This is a genomic window from Serratia ureilytica (assembly GCF_013375155.1).
GTDB classification, from domain to species: domain Bacteria; phylum Pseudomonadota; class Gammaproteobacteria; order Enterobacterales; family Enterobacteriaceae; genus Serratia; species Serratia ureilytica.
In genome coordinates, this window is record NZ_JABXOF010000007.1 from 170253 (window position 1) to 186427 (window position 16175).

Here is a 16175-nt window from a genome sequence, read left to right on the forward strand (position 1 = left end):
CGCGCGGCCCTCGTGTTCAGAATGTCTCGAAATAAAGCTCGCGCAACAGCCAGGAGATTTCGTTATTGGTGCGGTTCAGGACGTCTATTCTGTGAACCCCTATCGCTTCTGCGCGCAGGTCGAGCAGCAGGTTGCGAATCTGCCGGAATAACGGGGTTTGCGGGTTGGGTTTGGCCAACTGCTGTCCACACAGTTTGATACCGGCGTCGCAGCCGGTGGCGATGTCCGTCAGGCAGCACGGGCAAGCGGTTTTTTGGCGCGCCATATTGCGGCATTGTTGCCCGATTACCTGGTTGAAGTGGCGTAATTGCAGGCAGACTTCCCGCGAGTTCAACGGTTTGGAATGGGTTGTCATCGGTTTCAGCTCCCTTGTCTTCGCCTATATTGGCACTTACCGATGAAGATAACCACGGACAAGCTGAGGGGGTATCGCCTTGTTTTGTTTGCAAATGGGGAGGGGATGGCGGCCCGCCGTCGGCGGGCCGTTACGATCAGGCGCGTTTAAACAGATTCGCCGCCTGGAACAGGGCAAAGGAACTGACCAGCATCTCGATGCCGACGATCGCCGTCACCAGCGTCACCGACGCCGCAGGGCCTGAGCCGATCAGCATCCAGGCGATGATCAAATCGAGCACGCCGATGACGAACTGCAGCCAGTTGCCCGGCAGGCCTCGGCGCATATAGCCTGCCGCCAGGCGCGCGATGCCGCCGAGCGCAAACAGCACGGCGAGGTAGACCGCCAGCGCCAGAATGCCCGCCAGCGGGCTGGTGATGAACACATAGCCGATAATCAGGTAGGCCACGCCCAGCAGAATGCCGCCGATCATCGGCCAGGTATTCTGCGCCCGGTTGGCTATCATGGCGATAATCAGCCCGGCGCCGCTCAACAGCAGCAGGATGCCCACTACGATGCTCAGCGCTGCGCCGGAGGCGAAAGGATTCACCAGGCACAGTATGCCGCCCGCCAGCAGCAGGAAGGCGATGATCAGCAGGGTGGTGCGTTGCTTTTTGAGCAGCTCTTCGCTCAGGAGGGGCAGATTATTGCGGTCGAGGTTCAACATGACAGTACTCCATTTCGTCGTTGGGTAATTAATCAGTCATCCTTACCTGTTTAGCATAGACCGTCTGGGGGTTTTTGACTGACCCGGCGCAAATGTTACACTGTGCGGCTGACGCGTATCAGAACCGAAAAGACGATTGGGGACAGGATTTGAGCACAGGAAGCAAGCTGGCAAGGTGGCGCCGCATCGCGGTGTGTCTGACATTGGGGCTGCTGTTGGCCGGGTGTTCGGGTAAAAACACCTACAACCGCGACTACGACAAACTGCCGAAGGGCAGCTACACCGGCAAGTCCTACACCGTCAAACGGGGCGATACGCTGTACTACATCGCCTGGATCACCGACAGCGAAGTCGGCGATCTGGCCAGAATCAACAAGATACGCCCGCCCTATAATCTGGAAGTGGGGCAAAAACTGCGGCTGAGCGGCGGCGCGCCGACCAAAACCGCCGCTACGCGCCGTAAAACATCCTCGTCTTCCGCCGCGATCGCCAAGCAAACGCCGCCGCCGGGCGCCGCACGTTGCTGGCGCTGGCCGACCAGCGGCCGGATCGTGCAGGCGTACTCCAATGCCGATGGCGGTAACAAGGGCATCGACATCGCCGGTAAACGCGGCCAGCCGATTTACGCTTCCGCCAAGGGCAAAGTGGTGTACGTCGGCAACCAGCTGCGCGGCTACGGTAACCTGATCATGATTAAGCACGGCGAAGATTTTATTACCGCCTATGCGCACAACGACACTACTCTGGTGCGCAACGGTCAGGATGTGAAAGCGGGGCAGAAGATCGGCACCATGGGCAGCACCGGCACCGATTCGGTGTTCCTGCACTTCCAGATCCGCTATCGCGCTACCGCACTCGATCCGCAGCGTTATCTGCCGCCGCAAGGTTCGTCGCCGTCCTGTTAACGTCAATCTGGCTCCTTGCGGAGCCAGATGTCAGCTATTTCAGCGGCAGGTAAAGATCGGTCACCAGTTCATATTCCGCCACCTCGTGCACGAAGTTGTGGTAGTGGAAATAGAGCGGAAAATCGCGCAGCTCCTCGCCGCTGGCCGGCAACCACTCGCGGTACAGATAGTGGGCACTTTCCGAGAGCCCATCCAGCGAGCCGTGATGGCGCAGCACCGCGCAGCGCCCGGCCGGCAGCGTGCCGTTCACCACGCCAAAGGCGTTGTCCTCCGGGATCGGCGCAGTGACCTCGCCGCAAATGAAGAAGTGGAAGTCCTGCGCTTCGGTGATGGCCGGATCGTGCGGTGCGATGCCGTAAGTGCGGCTGCTTCTGACCGGCGACAGGCCGCTGGTTTTGCGCCACTCGATAAAGCGTGCGGCGGTTTCGTTGACCAGCGCGGGCGGGCCGCTATGTTCGATCATCGCCACCGGCGTGGCAGGGAAATCGACAATGTCTACCTTCATGGGTTGTTTCCTTTTGTGTTTTGGTTCGGGAAAGCGCTGCTGCCAATCGATCCAGGCCGGCTGTTTGCGAAACTGGCTCGGCGTTTGGCTGAACGCCTGTTTGAAGGCGCGGCTGAAGGACTCCGGGTTTTGAAAACCGGCGTCCAGCGCGATGTCAATCACCGGCTCCAACGGGTTATACGCCAGGCGGTAAGAGGCGCGTTTAAGCCTCATCCACTGGATATAACGCCACACCGAGATGCCGCAATACGCGCTAAACTGGCGTTGAAAATGAAAGCGCGAAAAATGGGCCACTTCGCTCAGTTTTTCGACGGTGAGCGCCTCGTCCAGGTGGCGGTCGATATAGTCAAAGACCTGCGCAAAGCGCTTTGCATACGTGTGGGTCATGTGATTGTCTCCTCCATGCCTGAACTTTGCCCGAGTCGCCGCCGCTTCTCCTGACGGATGATGCTGAGTTGCCACCGCAGGAAAACGGGATGGCTGCGGCGTTCGCCGCCGGCCAGGCCAAACTCATAACCCCCGCGCGGCCATGCGCCGCGAGCCCGACCGAGAAGATGAATATTACATGATGGATCGTTCCCGCTTGCTGAAATTCCTGCTGCCCTATCTGTGGCCGAAAGACAACCCGCGGCTGCGGGGGTATTTGGTGGTGGCCTTCGTGTTCATGGTGGCGGCCAAGGTCAGCACCACGCTGGTGCCGCTGGCCTACAAAGCGATGGTCGATGCGCTGAGCGGCGAGACGGCGAAAATGCTGGCGGTGCCGCTGGGGCTGATCGTCGCCTACGGCGTGGCGCGGGTGGGCGGCGCGCTGTTTGAGGAACTGCGCAACGTGATGTTTATCCACGTCAGCCAGAACGCCACGCGCCTGTTGGGCGTGCGGGTGTTTCGCCAGCTGCATGCGCTGAGCCTGCGCTTTCATCTGGAGCGCCAGACCGGCGGGCTGTCGCTGTCTATCGAGCGCGGCACCCAGGCGGTGTCCACGGTGCTGTCACGATTGTTGTTCTCCATCGTGCCGATCCTGTTCGAGCTGACGCTGGTCACGGCAATCATGTGGCATATGCTGAACGGCTGGTTCGCGTTGGCGATCCTGACCACGGTCGGCTGCTACATTCTGTTCACCGTGCTGGCGGTGAGCTGGCGCACCCGCTTTCGCCGCGAGCTCAACAAGGCCAACGCCGACGCCAACAGCAAATCCATCGACAGCCTGCTGAACTATGAGACCGTGAAGTACTTCGGCAATGAAGCGTTCGAGGCTGAGCGCTTCGATCTGTCGCGCCGGCTGTACGAATACGCCGCCATCAAGAACCAATTCAGTTTTACCGCGATCAACCTGGGGCAAACCGCCATTATCTCGATCGGGCTGATCGTCATGATGGCCATGGCGGCGCAGGGCATTACGCAGGGGACCATGACGGTCGGCGACTTCGTGCTGGTCAACGCATACCTGCTGCAGCTGTACCAGCCGCTGAACTTCTTCGGCTTTATCTACTCGGAGGTGCGCCAGGCGCTGATCGACATGGAGAACATGTTCGATCTGCTGCAGGAAAAGCGTGAGATCGTCGATAGCCCGGATGCGCAGCCGCTGCGCCTCGAGCGCGGCGAAGTGCGGTTCGACGCGGTCAGCTTCGGTTACGACACGCGTCGGCCGATCCTCAAGCAGGTGAGCTTTACCATTCCGGCGGGCCACACGGTGGCGGTGGTCGGCGCCTCCGGCGCGGGCAAGTCCACGCTGTCGCGCCTGCTGTTTCGCTTTTACGACGTGCAGGGCGGCGCCATTACCCTCGACGGCCAGGACATTCGCCAACTGACCCAGGCCAGTCTGCGGCAGGCGATCGGCATCGTGCCGCAGGATACGGTGCTGTTCAACGATACGCTGCGCTACAACATCGGCTATGGCAAAACCGGCTCCAGCGATGAAGAAATCGAGCGTGCGGCGCGGCTGGCGCATATCCATGATTTTATCGTCGGTCTGCCCGACGGTTACGACACCCGGGTGGGCGAGCGCGGGCTGAAGCTGTCGGGCGGTGAAAAGCAGCGAGTGGCGATCGCGCGCACCATCCTGAAAAATCCGGCCATCCTGGTGTTCGACGAGGCGACCAGCGCGCTGGATACCCAGACCGAGCGCGAAATCCAGGGGCACCTGCGCGAGGTGAGCCGCAACCACACCACGCTGGTGATAGCCCATCGGCTCTCCACCGTGGTGGACGCCGATGAGATCATCGTGCTGGAGGCGGGGGAAATCGTCGAGCGCGGGGGGCATGAGTCGCTGTTGGCGGCGAACGGCCGCTACGCCGCCATGTGGCAAACCCAGTACAGCGAAGAGCAGGAGCCGCGCTGACGCTGCCGTTCACACCATCGATGGCGCGGCCTTGAGCCGTTGTATCACGTACTCGCAGGCGATGCGGTAATCCTGCTGCAGATCGGTGTCATCCCCGGCCAGGCTGCCGCGCAGCCAGAGCCCATCGATCATCGCCGCCAGCCCGCGCGCCGCTTCGCGCGCCTGCTGCAGCGGCAGCTCGCGGCGGAACTGGCTGCATATATTGGAATAGAGCCGCCGATCGTTGGCGCGCTGCAGGCGGCGCAGCACCGGCTGGTGCATGCTGGCGGCCCAGAAGTCGAGCCAGGCGCGCATGGAAATGGCGTTGGTTTGACTGGGGTGGAAGTTGCCCTGAATGATGGCGCACAGCTGCGACTGGCTGTCGCTCGCTGCCTGAGCGCGGCACTCGGCCACCGCGTCGCGCAGATCGCGCAGGATCTTGCGCATGGTCGCGCTCAACAACCCTTCTTTATCGCCGAAATAGTGGCTGACGATGCCGGTCGACAGCCCGGCCTCTTTCGCCACCTGCGACAGGGTGACGCCAGCCAGCCCCACAACGTTGATGGTCTCGAAGGCGGCGTTAATCAGCTGCTCCTTGCGCTGCTCAGGAATGTCTCTGCGGTACATATTTTCCTCAACTGATAGGCAAATCACACTTTGAATTTGATTGATTGAACGGTCAATCAATACTCTATATGCTGCGAAAATGTCAAATAAATGACGACAGGATGTTAACCAAAAGTTGCATTTAAATCGTCTGTCTTTCGCATCATGGAAGCCTGCCAATGACAATGAAAACTCCCCCATCGCTTGACGAAGAACCTGTCAGATTGAATGTCCCGGTATTTTTCGGCTCGGCCGCGGTGATCTTGCTGCTGGGGGCGCTGATTGTGCTGTTTCCCGCCGCCAGCAAACAGTGGCTGAATGTCGCGCAAAGTTGGGTGGCCGACGTGTTCGGCTGGTATTACATGCTGTTGATGGTCGCCTGTATGGTGTTCGTGTTCTGGCTGGCGCTGTCGCGCTTTGGCCATATTCGCCTCAGCCAGGATGATGAGCCGCCGCAGTTCAGCTATCCCTCCTGGGTGGCGATGCTGTTCTCGTCGGGCATCGGCATTGCGCTGGTGTATTACGGTGCCTATGAGCCGTTGGATCACTTCCTGTCGCCACCGGAAGGCGACGGCGGCAGCGTACAGGCGGCGCGGCAGGCGATGGCGCTGACCTTTTTACACTGGGGGCTGCACGGTTGGGCGCTGTATGCGTTGATCGCCACCGCGCTCGCCTATTTCGCCTATTGTCGCGGTTTGCCGCTGGCGCTGCGTTCGGCGCTATACCCGATCTTCGGCGAGCGCATCCACGGCGGCGTCGGCCATCTGGTGGACAGCTTCGGCATTCTGGTGACGGTTATCTCGATGGTGACCAACCTGGGGATCGGCGCGCTGTTGGTGAACTCGGGGCTGTTCTACCTGTTCGACATCCCGCAAAGCACCGGCGTGCTGCTGGCGCTGATCGTGGTGATGATGGTGGTGGCCACGCTGGCGGCGGTCACCGGCGTCGAGAAGGGCATCGCCATGCTGTCGAACATCAACGTCGGCTTCCTGTGCCTGCTGTTGCTGTTCGTGTTTCTGGCCGGCCCGACGCTGAACCTGCTCAACGGCATGTTGCAGAACATTGGGGATTATCTGACCTCGCTCGTCAGTCGCAGCTTCGATATGTATCTGTACGGCAAGGCGCGCCAGTGGCAGGGCGCCTGGACACTGTTCTATTGGGCCTGGTGGGTGGCGTGGGCGCCGTTTGTCGGGCTGTTTATCGCGCGTATTTCCAAAGGCCGTACCATCCGCGAACTGATCTTCGGCGTGTTGCTGATCCCGCTGGGGTTCACGCTGGCGTGGCTGTCGATCTTCGGCAATACCGCCATCAGTCTGGTGCTGGAGGGCGGGCAAGCGATTCTGGGGCAGGTGGCGCAAAGCGATCCGCCGATGGCGGTGTTCAAGCTGTTCGAATACCTGCCCTATACCCAGCTGACCGCCGGTTTTGTGGTGGTGATAAGCTTCGTGCTGTTCCTGACGCCGGTCGATTCCGGCACGCTGATGATAGCGAATCTGTCCTGCCAGGGCGGTTCCGCCCACGATGACGCGCCGGCCTGGCTCCGGGTGTTCTGGGCGGCGGTCACCACGCTGGTGTGCGCCGGGCTGCTGTACGCCGGCAGTTTCAGCGCGATGCAGACTGCCGTGGTGCTGTGCGGCTTGCCTTTCTCGGCGGTGATCGTGCTGTACATGCTCAGCCTGCGCAAGGATCTGCGCGGCTACGCCATGAAGCCGGCGCTCCCCTGAGGCGGCTTATTCGTCCGCGCGCGGCCGATGATGCACGTATTCGATAATCGTGCCATCCGGCAGGCGCGCATTGAAACAGGCGCCGGTGGGCACTTCCACCGGGCCAAAGAAGATATCGGCGCCGGCGGCCTGTAGCCGCTGGTGGTAGGGATAAATGTCATCGACCAGCAACGTGCCGACGGTGCTGCGAAAAGGACGCAGGTTTTCTTCCGAGCCTTCCAGGATCAGAAATGGCCCCACCGCCGCCAGCACCAGCCGATGCTCGGGGAAGTCGAAACGCATATCCGCTTCCACGCCGTGCAGCTGCTCGTAAAACGCGATGGTGCGGTCAATCTCGCCTTCGTTGACGTAGACCCGGATCAGCACGCGCGGCTCGCGCAGCGATGAAGAGTCGGCGGTTTTGCGCCAAAAGCCTGCTTCTGTCAGTTTTGCCGTCATTGCTCATTCCTCATGGTGGCTCGTTTCCTTGTCATCATGCCGCCGTTTGACGGCAGGGATTAGACCGAGTTGTTATGAACCAGCAGCGTCGGAAATAAAAAAGCCCCGGTAACGGGGCAAAGACCCGCTCAGGTCGGAATAGCGGGCTAAAGCGGGCGTCAGGCGCGATGGAATTCCGGTAACACCCATTGGCCGATCTCCTGCATCGTCTCTTCCAGCGGCCGCTGGTTGCGGCGAAAATGCAGGCCGATATGGTTGACCCCGGCGTCACGCATGGCGCTCAGTTCCTGAATCAACCCATTGCGGCCGCTTTTGATGCCGAAGCGATGGCGCTGAATCGGCGCGTCGGCGTTATCGGTGAGGTCGAGATGAATAAAGCTGACGTAGGGCTTGTCACCGGCTACGTTGCGCCAGAGTTTGACCCGCGAAACGTGGTCCGCAGGCGTGCCGGGATACGACAGCCAGCCATCCATATTTTTCCCCACCCACTCGGGCGTTTGTTGCGCCAGCCCGGCGACCAGCAGCGGCGGCGGCGGCGTGGCCGGCAGCAGGCGCAGTCCCGGTTGCAGTGCACTGTCGGCTTCCCCTTTGAGAATGCCGACGCTGGCGCGGAAGCTTTCACCGCGCGCGGCGTAATCGGCGCCGAACAGCGGGTACTCCACGGGGCGATCGCCGCTGGCGACGCCGAGCAACAGACGATCGCCGCTCAGCGTTTGCAGCGTGGAAGCCGCTTTGCGCACCAGCCACGGCTGCCGCAGCGGCAGCACCACGGCCGCGGTACCGAGCAGAATATTGCGCGTCAGGCTGGACAGGTAGCCGAGGTAGGTAAAGGTCTCAAACACCTGCGCGGCGTCGCCGAAGTCCGGATCATACAGCGGCACGTCGCGAACCCAGGCGGCGCGAAAGCCGAGCTCATCGGCCAGCTTGATGCGCGCAGCGTGTTCGCTCATGTCCGGCACGCCGAACGGCCGCCCGTCCTGCTGGCGTTTCAGCTGCCCGCTGGTGGACCAATCGTTGTCCAGCGGCAACTCGATGCCGATGGAAAGCGGCTCCCGGGTTAGTCTTTCGATGCTCATGTGTCACTCCGTCTCAGGCCTTGCGGCGCGGTGTCGAACGATGGCCCGAAGTGTTGCATGGCGCTAAATTGAGATAAACAGCCCTAATCGCAATAGATAATTGCTGTTGCGAGCATAATTGCTTTGCAGGATACGGCATGATTGCCGTGATTTACGTCACGCTCTGCGCTTTTGTTATTGTCCAGACGGGGTTATATAACCCCGCCGTTGGCCTTTCCCTCGTAAGAGTTAGTTTTTTCTGCGGCCTTAAAATAAAACGAGATGATTCAATAGATAAAAATGGCTCTGAAGCGCGAGCGGCGATCATTCAATGCCGATAAAAAATTAATAAGCCTGAAGCGTCATCGATGGGATTATTCGCAAATAACGCGCAAACAGGCTTTTTTTAATCGCAAGAAAGTACCGGACATTATTTTATATGTATCAAGAACAGAAGGATAAATAACCTGAAGGTGATAATGCGATATTGAAATAGTACCCGTTCAGAATTTCATTTGTCTCTCGAAGAGCGCCGGTTGACAGACCGCCGGCTTGCGATAATTTTATGCCATTAACATGTTAATGAGTTGTTGTCGTGACGGAGGGCCAATTTCTCTCTTGGCCGAGCGCTTAACACACTTATGCCATGGCGGGTCGCCATTCATAAGTTAACTTATGGACAAATGACGCTATGAATACATCGCCAGCGGCACGCAGAGCATTAAGTGAAGAGAACCGGTTGCTGATTATTTTGTTTTTCGTGTTCGGCTGCGTGTTCGTCGATCGTCTGACCATCTCGTTTCTGTTTCCGATGATTGCCGCCGACCTCAAGCTCAGCAACGTGCATCTCGGCACGCTGTCGGCGGTGTTGGCGCTAACCTGGGCACTGTCCGGCGCCGGGTTGGGGGCGATAGCCGATCGTTTTAATATCCGTAAACCGATGCTGATCCTGTCGATCCTGGTGTTTTCGCTGTTCTCCGCACTGTCGGGGCTGGTCAGCGGGTTTGCCATGCTCTTGATCTTCCGGGCGCTGATGGGGATTGCTGAGGGGCCGGTATTGCCGATCGCGCAATCGTTGATGGTGGAAAGATCGCAGCCGCAGCGCCGCGGTTTCAACATGGGATTGATCCAGGGCGCGGCGCCAGGGCTGTTGGGCGGCATCATCGCGCCGCCGCTGATCATCTATCTGGCGCAGAAGTGGGGATGGAGCATGGCGTTTCACCTGACCGCCGTGCCGGGCATCATTCTGGCGTGGCTGATCTATCGCTATGTGAACGGCAAAAAGGATCCCGCTTTCAGCGCCGCGCCGGCGGCCGGTAAGCCGGCGGGCAAGGCCGCTTACGGCGAGCTGTTCAAAATCAAGAACGTGGCGCTGTGCATTCTGATCTCCTGCGTGTTCGTCACCTGGTTCATGATCATCATAACCTTCACCCCTAACTTTTTGGTGACCGACCGTGGCTTCGGTGAAGGCACGATGGGCGGCATCATGAGCGCCATCGGCGCCGCCTGGGTGTTCTGGGGCGTGGCGGTACCGGCGATCTCCGATCGCCTCGGGCGCAAACCGACGCTGATTTTCTTTTCGCTGCTGGCGGTGTGCTGCCCGCTGTTCCTGAGCTACGTCGCCAATCCGTGGCTGCTGGGCGTGCTGGTGTTCCTGTCTTATACCGGCCTTGGCTGTTTCACGCTGTTTATGGCCACCATCCCGTCGGAAACGGTGTCGCCGGCGCGCATCGCCACCGCGTTGGGGCTGGTGATGGGGATCGGCGAGGTGATTGGCGGCTGCCTGGCGCCGTTTATCGCCGGGCTGATCGCCGATCGCTACGGCCTGGTCAGCGTAATGTGGCTGGCGGCCGCCGGTGCCGTGTGCGCCGGGGTACTGAGTTGTTTTCTCGATGAAACCGCCCCTGCCGTGGTGAACCGCCGAGCGGTGAAGCCGGCGGGCGTCGCCGACGTTTGAGACGAGTTTTATCCCATTCAATCAAGGAGAGCGAAGATGTCAGCAGAATCATCCGTACTGAATCAAAATGCCGAGCCGGACTGGAAGAATTACGACGATTTCGCGCGCGGCATCGATACCAACCGGTTGCCGGGTACCCAGGACTGGCGCGGCAAAACGCTGCAGATCGCCTTTGAAGACGGCGGGGACATCACGCTGCGTTTCAGCGCCGACCGGCAACGGGTGCTGTGGGCCTGGGGAGGGGAGAGCGGTGAGGACGCTTACGAAGAGGTGCAAACCTCCGCCGCGCGCTATTTCTTCAATATTCCGCTGCAGTCGCCGGGCAACGAATGCCTGACGCTGGTGCTCAACCGCGACAGCGGCCGGGCGCTGCTGGTGCGCAGCACGCTGTTGCCCGAACAAACGGTGGAAAAGGGATCCCGCCTCAAGCAAAGCTTCCACGTTGGGCTGATTGCCGGCGTCACGCCGGGCGGCATCGCGCCGCATCTGACCCGCGAGCTGATCGGTTATCGCACGCTGAACGTTTACAGCCCCAACCATTACTACGAGCACTTCTACGTCAACACCGAGCGTTACGCCTGGCAAAACCTGCGCGGCGAGCAGTTCGGGCACGGCGACATGGATTACGCCACTTACTACAAGTTTGAGGACGAGATGTTCCTGTTCACCTTCCGGGAAAAGATTATCCCGGTGTGCTCGGTGTTCTTCTTCGACTTTATCTCCGGGCGCTGCACCGGCACCTTCCTCGGGTTGGACGCCGCCGGCCGGGTTCTGGTGTCACCGGCCGGGGCCTTCATCAGCAAGATGAGCTACAACGTCTACCCGGAGGGCGTGCAGCCGCTGTGAGTCAGGCGTTTCTGACCAGCGATCCGGCGTTGATCTCCGCAATGGTTTTCGCGCCGGTGAGCGTCATGGCGACGCGCATTTCCTTGTCGATCAGATCCAGCAAGTTAGCCACCCCGGCTTCGCCGGCCGCCGCCAGCGCATAGACGAAGGCGCGCCCCAGCAGCACGCTGTCGGCGCCCAGCGCGATCATGCGCACCACGTCCAGGCCGCTGCGGATGCCGGAATCGGCCAGTAAGGTAATGTCGCCTTTCACCGCGTCGGCGATCGCCGGCATGGCGCGCGCGGTCGACAGCACGCCGTCCAGCTGGCGGCCGCCGTGGTTGGAGACGATGATGCCGTCGGCGCCGAAGCGCACTGCGTCTTTGGCGTCTTCCGGATCCAGAATGCCTTTGATGATCATCGGGCCGTCCCAGAATTCGCGGATCCACTCCAGATCTTTCCAGGAAATCGACGGATCGAAGTTGGCGCCCAGCCAGCCGATGTAGTCTTCCAGGCTGGTCGGTTTGCCGCGGTAGGCCGAGACGTTGCCCAGATCGTGCGGCTTGCCGAACAGGCCGACATCCCAGGCCCACTGCGGATGGGTAAACGCCTGCAGCACGCGGCGCAGGGCGGCGTTGGGGCCGCTCATCCCCGAGTGGGCGTCGCGGTAACGGGCGCCGGGCACCGGCATGTCGACGGTGAACACCAGCGTTTTCACGCCGGCGGCTTTGGCGCGCTCCAGCGCGTTGCGCATAAAGCCGCGGTCTTTCAACACGTAGAGCTGGAACCACATCGGCCGATCGATCGCCGGGGCCACCTCTTCGATGGGGCAGACCGACACGGTGGACAGCGTGAACGGAATGCCTTTTTTGGCCGCGGCGCGCGCGGCCTGCACTTCGCCGCGGCGGGCGTACATGCCGGTCAGCCCCACCGGCCCCAGCGCCACCGGCATCGCCAACTGCTCGCCGAACAGCGTGGTCTCCAGGCTGAGTTCGGACATATTGCGCAGCACGCGCTGGCGCAAGGCAATATCGGCCAGATCTGCGGTATTGCGCTTCAGCGTATGCTCCGCGTAGGCCCCGCCGTCGATGTAGTGAAACAGAAACGGCGGCAGTTTGGCCTGGGCGGCGGCCCGGTAGTCGGTTGACGCGGAGATGATCATAGTGTTTACCTTCTTGTCTTCTTGCAAATAACGGGTTGTCAGTCAGAGCGAGAGGATCGCCGCCATAGCGGCCGCGATCCCGCCGTACGCCAGCATCGGCAGCGCGGTCTTTCTGATGATTTTGCCTTCGGCGTTGCCGATCCCCAGGATCGAACAGACCGCGATAATGTTGTTCAGGCATACCATGTTGCCCATGGCGCCGCCGACGGACTGCAAGGCCAGCGTCAGATTGACGTCGAGGCCGCTGCTCTGGGCGATCGATTGCTGAATGCCGCCGAACGTCAGGTTCGAAACGGTGTTGGAACCGGAGAAGAACGAGCCCAGCGCGCCGAGGAACGAAGAGAACAGCAGCCAGCTCTCGCCGGTCAGCGCCGCCAACGCTTTCCCGATCAGGATCACCGGCGCGTTGTCGCCGCCCAGCATCATCAGATTGACCATGACCAGCGCGCCGAACAGGGCGATAAAGGGGCGCGTGATGCGCCCGCCGGTTTCGCTGAACATTTGCCGCACCTGGCCGCCATTCAGACGGAACAGCGGAATGCACAACACCACCACCAGCAGGAACGGGATCAGCGCCGGGACATACAGCGTTTTGTAGCCGGCCGCGGCGGAGGTGCCCAGCACCTGCCGCAGTTCGACGATCAGCGCTTGGCTGATGCGCAGCTCCCCGAGCCAGCCGAGGTTTTCCTGCCACAGCAGCGTGGTGGTGTTGAGCAGCGCCTTGAGGCCCAACTGGTGAATGCGCGTCACTATCAGGATAGCAATCAGCAGCAGGGTCGGCGTCATCGCCTTGACCACCTGCATGAACGGCACCGCCTGCGCGGCGCTCTGCGGTTTTTCCGCGCGGGCGAGGCCAATGCCGCCGCGCGCCAGCAGCACCGACAGCGCCAGGCCGAGAGCGCCGCCGACCAGCGCCGGGAATTCATAGTTCACCTGGGCCAGCAGCAGATAGGGGACGGTGCAGCTCAGCACGCTGAGCAAGATAAACGGCAGGTTGCGGCGAATATCCTGCCAGGAAACGATAAAGCGCAGCGCCAGCAGAGGAATGACGAAGCCGGCGACAACGTGGATCAGCGCGGTTTGCCGGCCGATCTCCAGCAGGCTGGCGTCCGACAGGCCGAGGTTGGCGAAGCCGAACCAGGTGGGGGTGCCCACGGCGCCGAAGGAGACCGGTACCGAGTTCATCACCAGCGTCAGCAGGGCGACGCGCAGCGGGTTGAAGCCCAGCCCGACCAGAATCGGCGCGGCGATGGCGGCCGGGGTGCCGAAGCCGCTGGCGCCCTCGATCATAAAGGCGAACGCCCAGCCGATAATCATCAGTTGGGCCACCGGGTTGGGGCTAACGGTTTCCAACCAGCGGCGCACCACGTTTTCCGCACCGCTTACCTGCATCAGTTTGTTGAGCAGGATGGCGCCGGCAATGATGGTGATCGGCGTCAGCGTCGAGACCAGCGCGGTGATGATATTGGCATGCAGCAGCCGCAGTGAGGCATCGAACCACCAGAGCTGCAGGACATATACCACGGCGGCCGTCAACGGCAGGGCCAGATAAGAGGGCACGCCATTCCTTTTGGTCATCATCCATATCAGCAGGACGATGGGCGCAATACTGAAAAGCAGGGGCATAAGATCCTCAGGGTTATTATTTTTATGGGCAGAGATATGTAACTGAAAGGTTAATTACCGCAACATTTTCATTCTAATCACAACGTTGGCGATGATGCCACGCGATAATTTTTTAACGTCGGCGAATGGTGCCGGCGGCGGGAAAAATGTCGGCTGTTGAGGCTGAATTAAATTGATTTAAAATCAATTGGATGGGTTTTTATGTTGTGTAATGAATGCGCTGGATCACATTAATTAGGCGTTAATGTTCACGAGTTCATGTCCAAAAATGCGGTAATCCACGCGGTACTTTACGACGCGTGGAAATAATCAGGAGTGGAAACTTAAAAGTAGTGACTGATATTTTGATAGGAACCGATGATATGTTCGATCAGCAGGCGAGTTTTTAACGGCAGATTGCGGGTATAAGGGTAGACGGCGTAAATGCCCAATACCTTGCCGCAGTGGCCGGCCAGGATCTCCGTCAGTTTGCCGTCCTGCAAATCTTCGTACACCATGCAGCGCGGCACCATGGCGATGCCGTGGCCGCCGATCACCGCTTTGCGGATCGCCCGCGCATTGTTGGCCGACAGGTTGCCGTCAACCTGCAGCTCGTAGATTTCGTTGCGCCCTGGCCGCTTCATCAGCCAGTTGGCGGTGCCGCTCTCTTGATAGGTATAGGTCAGGCAGTTGTGGCTAAGCAGATCGTCGGGATTGCGCGGCTCGGGGTGGTTCTCCAGATAGCCCGGCGAGCAGACGATCACCCAGCGGGAATCGAAGATCGGCCGCGCAATCAGGCTGGAGTCCGGCATGGTGCCGGTACGGATCGCCAGATCGATGCCTTCTTCCACCAGATCGACGAAGCGGTTTTCCAGCCGCATCTCGACCTTCAGGCTGGGGTGCTGGGCGCAAAACTCCGCCACGCTTTCACTCAGCAGCAGCTCACCCGAAATGGTCGGCACCGACATACGAATGGTGCCGGTCAGCTCTTCGCTCTTTTCGCTGACGGCGTACAGCGCTTCCTGCACTTTGGCGCCGATCTCCTTGGCCTGCTGGTAGAGCGCCTGGCCGCTTTCGGTCAGCGTCAGGCTGCGGGTGGTGCGGTACATCAGCCGGGCGCCGAGCGATTTTTCCAACCGCCCGATGCGTTTGCTGACCACCGAACTGGTAATGCCGGCGCTCTCCGCCGCCTTGCTGAACGAGCCGCAGTCGACAATCAGGGCAAACAGAATCAGGTCGTTGGCGTATTCGTGAGTCGCGAGCATGGGCATCCTAAGAGTGAGAGTCCTGTTGCTCAGTGTAAGTCCGGCGCGGCAGGAAGCAATCTTTTCAGCCTGTTTCCAGCGCCGGTTAACTGGTCGGATCTGAAATTTTCTTGGTTAATTACCTCTTAAACTGAGAATTATCCTTCAAATAAATCGTGGCTATTCCGGGGGTGAAATTAACTTCCATGTTTTTATAAGTAATTAAATTAGAATAATCCTTATATCAAACGTTACTTATTCCACTAAGCCTGCGGTGCAGTGTAAATAATTGTATTGATCTGCTTGTGTGAGAGGGCTATTCTTTTTCCCGCGGCGCTCTCATTGTTATCAATTAAATGTTTTTCAATGTATTGAAGAATTACTCTGTCTTGCAGGCAGAGTGATGGGTAGTGTGTTTATATTTTAATATATATAAGGATATTGTAATGAAGAAAATCAATCTGTCTGAAGCGGCAAACATCGTCGGCGGTACTTTTGTGTGTACCAAGGAATTTGCCTGGGTGGGCGGTGGCAATAACCGCACTTGCCAACTGGTGACCACCTGTTCCGATAAGTTTGGCGGCGTGACCAAAAACTATCGTCCGGCGCCGGTGGCGAGCTGCCCTTCCACGCCGACAATCCCGAGCTGATGCGAGCTGAACGCTTGCAGTTAGGTTAGTGATGGACAGGCGGGGCGCTTGCGCGCACCGCCTGATAACGGAGATGAATTCCTTTTTTATCGCTGAACCGTCAATCTCCCTTTCTGATTTA

Annotated in this window: 16 protein-coding genes; 7 read left to right on the forward strand and 9 right to left on the reverse strand. The window is 59.7% G+C overall.

Annotation, left to right across the window (positions count from 1 at the left end; translation table 11 throughout):
• Nucleotides 1–16: 16 nt before the first annotated feature.
• A complete protein-coding gene (locus tag HWW83_RS14505; RefSeq protein ID WP_033644790.1) occupies nt 17–355 on the reverse strand; it encodes a hypothetical protein in 339 nt (112 codons plus the stop codon).
• 136 nt (nt 356–491) lie between these two features.
• Nucleotides 492–1061, reverse strand: a complete 570-nt coding sequence (locus tag HWW83_RS14510; RefSeq protein WP_033644791.1) for an HdeD family acid-resistance protein — start codon at nt 1059–1061, stop codon at nt 492–494.
• A gap of 149 nt (nt 1062–1210) precedes the next feature.
• Here HWW83_RS14510 and actS point away from each other — a divergent pair, with 149 nt between their 5' ends.
• Nucleotides 1211–1966: an amidase activator ActS gene (gene actS / locus HWW83_RS14515; protein ID WP_033644792.1), complete on the forward strand. Its 756-nt coding sequence runs from the start codon at nt 1211–1213 to the stop codon at nt 1964–1966.
• A gap of 34 nt (nt 1967–2000) precedes the next feature.
• Here the strand turns inward: actS and HWW83_RS14520 are convergent, their stop codons facing one another.
• Nucleotides 2001–2858: an AraC family transcriptional regulator gene (locus tag HWW83_RS14520; protein ID WP_060435024.1), complete on the reverse strand. Its 858-nt coding sequence runs from the start codon at nt 2856–2858 to the stop codon at nt 2001–2003.
• A 181-nt stretch (nt 2859–3039) separates the two neighbouring features.
• Here HWW83_RS14520 and HWW83_RS14525 point away from each other — a divergent pair, with 181 nt between their 5' ends.
• Complete coding sequence (locus HWW83_RS14525) at nt 3040–4809, forward strand: ABCB family ABC transporter ATP-binding protein/permease (protein ID WP_089195510.1); 1770 nt, start codon at nt 3040–3042, stop codon at nt 4807–4809.
• A 9-nt stretch (nt 4810–4818) separates the two neighbouring features.
• On the opposite strand, the gene betI is transcribed toward HWW83_RS14525, so the two are convergent.
• Nucleotides 4819–5415: a transcriptional regulator BetI gene (gene betI / locus HWW83_RS14530; RefSeq protein WP_160204548.1), complete on the reverse strand. Its 597-nt coding sequence runs from the start codon at nt 5413–5415 to the stop codon at nt 4819–4821.
• A 158-nt stretch (nt 5416–5573) separates the two neighbouring features.
• Between betI and HWW83_RS14535 the strand changes: the two genes are divergently transcribed.
• A complete protein-coding gene (locus tag HWW83_RS14535) occupies nt 5574–7118 on the forward strand; it encodes a BCCT family transporter (RefSeq protein WP_129993609.1) in 1545 nt (514 codons plus the stop codon).
• A gap of 6 nt (nt 7119–7124) precedes the next feature.
• Here the strand turns inward: HWW83_RS14535 and HWW83_RS14540 are convergent, their stop codons facing one another.
• Complete coding sequence (locus tag HWW83_RS14540; protein WP_069100453.1) at nt 7125–7556, reverse strand: VOC family protein; 432 nt, start codon at nt 7554–7556, stop codon at nt 7125–7127.
• Nucleotides 7557–7714: 158 nt separating this feature from the next.
• Complete coding sequence (locus HWW83_RS14545; protein ID WP_176589386.1) at nt 7715–8632, reverse strand: TIGR03571 family LLM class oxidoreductase; 918 nt, start codon at nt 8630–8632, stop codon at nt 7715–7717.
• 137 nt (nt 8633–8769) lie between these two features.
• On the opposite strand from HWW83_RS14545, the gene HWW83_RS14550 reads away from it, so the two are divergent.
• From HWW83_RS14550 to HWW83_RS14560, 3 genes are all read left to right on the forward strand, one after another.
• Nucleotides 8770–8952 (forward strand): hypothetical protein, encoded by a 183-nt coding sequence (locus tag HWW83_RS14550; RefSeq protein WP_176589387.1) that lies wholly within the window; start codon nt 8770–8772, stop codon nt 8950–8952.
• Between the two features lie 350 nt (nt 8953–9302).
• Nucleotides 9303–10568 carry an MFS transporter gene (locus tag HWW83_RS14555; protein WP_046687745.1) on the forward strand — a complete coding sequence of 422 codons (1266 nt, stop codon included), beginning with the start codon at nt 9303–9305 and terminating at the stop codon, nt 10566–10568.
• Nucleotides 10569–10604: 36 nt separating this feature from the next.
• Nucleotides 10605–11414, forward strand: a complete 810-nt coding sequence (locus HWW83_RS14560; RefSeq protein ID WP_033652157.1) for a MoaF C-terminal domain-containing protein — start codon at nt 10605–10607, stop codon at nt 11412–11414.
• A 1-nt stretch (nt 11415) separates the two neighbouring features.
• Here HWW83_RS14560 and lldD read toward each other — a convergent pair whose 3' ends face one another.
• The 3 genes from lldD to HWW83_RS14575 all read right to left on the reverse strand — a co-directional run bounded on the left by lldD (nt 11416) and on the right by HWW83_RS14575 (nt 15425).
• On the reverse strand, nt 11416–12555 hold the full coding sequence (lldD, locus tag HWW83_RS14565) for an FMN-dependent L-lactate dehydrogenase LldD (RefSeq protein WP_033632193.1): 1140 nt from the start codon (nt 12553–12555) through the stop codon (nt 11416–11418).
• A 42-nt stretch (nt 12556–12597) separates the two neighbouring features.
• Complete coding sequence (locus tag HWW83_RS14570) at nt 12598–14181, reverse strand: L-lactate permease (protein WP_142076003.1); 1584 nt, start codon at nt 14179–14181, stop codon at nt 12598–12600.
• A gap of 323 nt (nt 14182–14504) precedes the next feature.
• Nucleotides 14505–15425, reverse strand: a complete 921-nt coding sequence (locus tag HWW83_RS14575; protein WP_033652155.1) for a LysR family transcriptional regulator — start codon at nt 15423–15425, stop codon at nt 14505–14507.
• 425 nt (nt 15426–15850) lie between these two features.
• Between HWW83_RS14575 and HWW83_RS14580 the strand changes: the two genes are divergently transcribed.
• On the forward strand, nt 15851–16054 hold the full coding sequence (locus HWW83_RS14580) for a DUF4762 family protein (protein ID WP_033652154.1): 204 nt from the start codon (nt 15851–15853) through the stop codon (nt 16052–16054).
• Nucleotides 16055–16175: the final 121 nt, after the last annotated feature.

Excerpts from the sequence above, each read along its gene's own strand:
- HWW83_RS14540 (WP_069100453.1), bottom strand. The coding sequence starts at position 7,556 with ATGACGGCAAAACTGACAGAAGCAGGCTTTTGGCGCAAAACCGCCGAC.
- HWW83_RS14555 (WP_046687745.1), top strand. The coding sequence starts at position 9,303 with ATGAATACATCGCCAGCGGCACGCAGAGCATTAAGTGAAGAGAACCGG.
- betI (WP_160204548.1), bottom strand. The coding sequence starts at position 5,415 with ATGTACCGCAGAGACATTCCTGAGCAGCGCAAGGAGCAGCTGATTAAC.
- HWW83_RS14560 (WP_033652157.1), top strand. The coding sequence starts at position 10,605 with ATGTCAGCAGAATCATCCGTACTGAATCAAAATGCCGAGCCGGACTGG.
- HWW83_RS14545 (WP_176589386.1), bottom strand. The coding sequence starts at position 8,632 with ATGAGCATCGAAAGACTAACCCGGGAGCCGCTTTCCATCGGCATCGAG.
- HWW83_RS14525 (WP_089195510.1), top strand. The coding sequence starts at position 3,040 with ATGGATCGTTCCCGCTTGCTGAAATTCCTGCTGCCCTATCTGTGGCCG.
- HWW83_RS14535 (WP_129993609.1), top strand. The coding sequence starts at position 5,574 with ATGACAATGAAAACTCCCCCATCGCTTGACGAAGAACCTGTCAGATTG.
- HWW83_RS14580 (WP_033652154.1), top strand. The coding sequence starts at position 15,851 with ATGAAGAAAATCAATCTGTCTGAAGCGGCAAACATCGTCGGCGGTACT.
- HWW83_RS14575 (WP_033652155.1), bottom strand. The coding sequence starts at position 15,425 with ATGCTCGCGACTCACGAATACGCCAACGACCTGATTCTGTTTGCCCTG.
- HWW83_RS14510 (WP_033644791.1), bottom strand. The coding sequence starts at position 1,061 with ATGTTGAACCTCGACCGCAATAATCTGCCCCTCCTGAGCGAAGAGCTG.
- HWW83_RS14505 (WP_033644790.1), bottom strand. The coding sequence starts at position 355 with ATGACAACCCATTCCAAACCGTTGAACTCGCGGGAAGTCTGCCTGCAA.
- HWW83_RS14520 (WP_060435024.1), bottom strand. The coding sequence starts at position 2,858 with ATGACCCACACGTATGCAAAGCGCTTTGCGCAGGTCTTTGACTATATC.
- lldD (WP_033632193.1), bottom strand. The coding sequence starts at position 12,555 with ATGATCATCTCCGCGTCAACCGACTACCGGGCCGCCGCCCAGGCCAAA.
- HWW83_RS14550 (WP_176589387.1), top strand. The coding sequence starts at position 8,770 with ATGATTGCCGTGATTTACGTCACGCTCTGCGCTTTTGTTATTGTCCAG.
- HWW83_RS14570 (WP_142076003.1), bottom strand. The coding sequence starts at position 14,181 with ATGCCCCTGCTTTTCAGTATTGCGCCCATCGTCCTGCTGATATGGATG.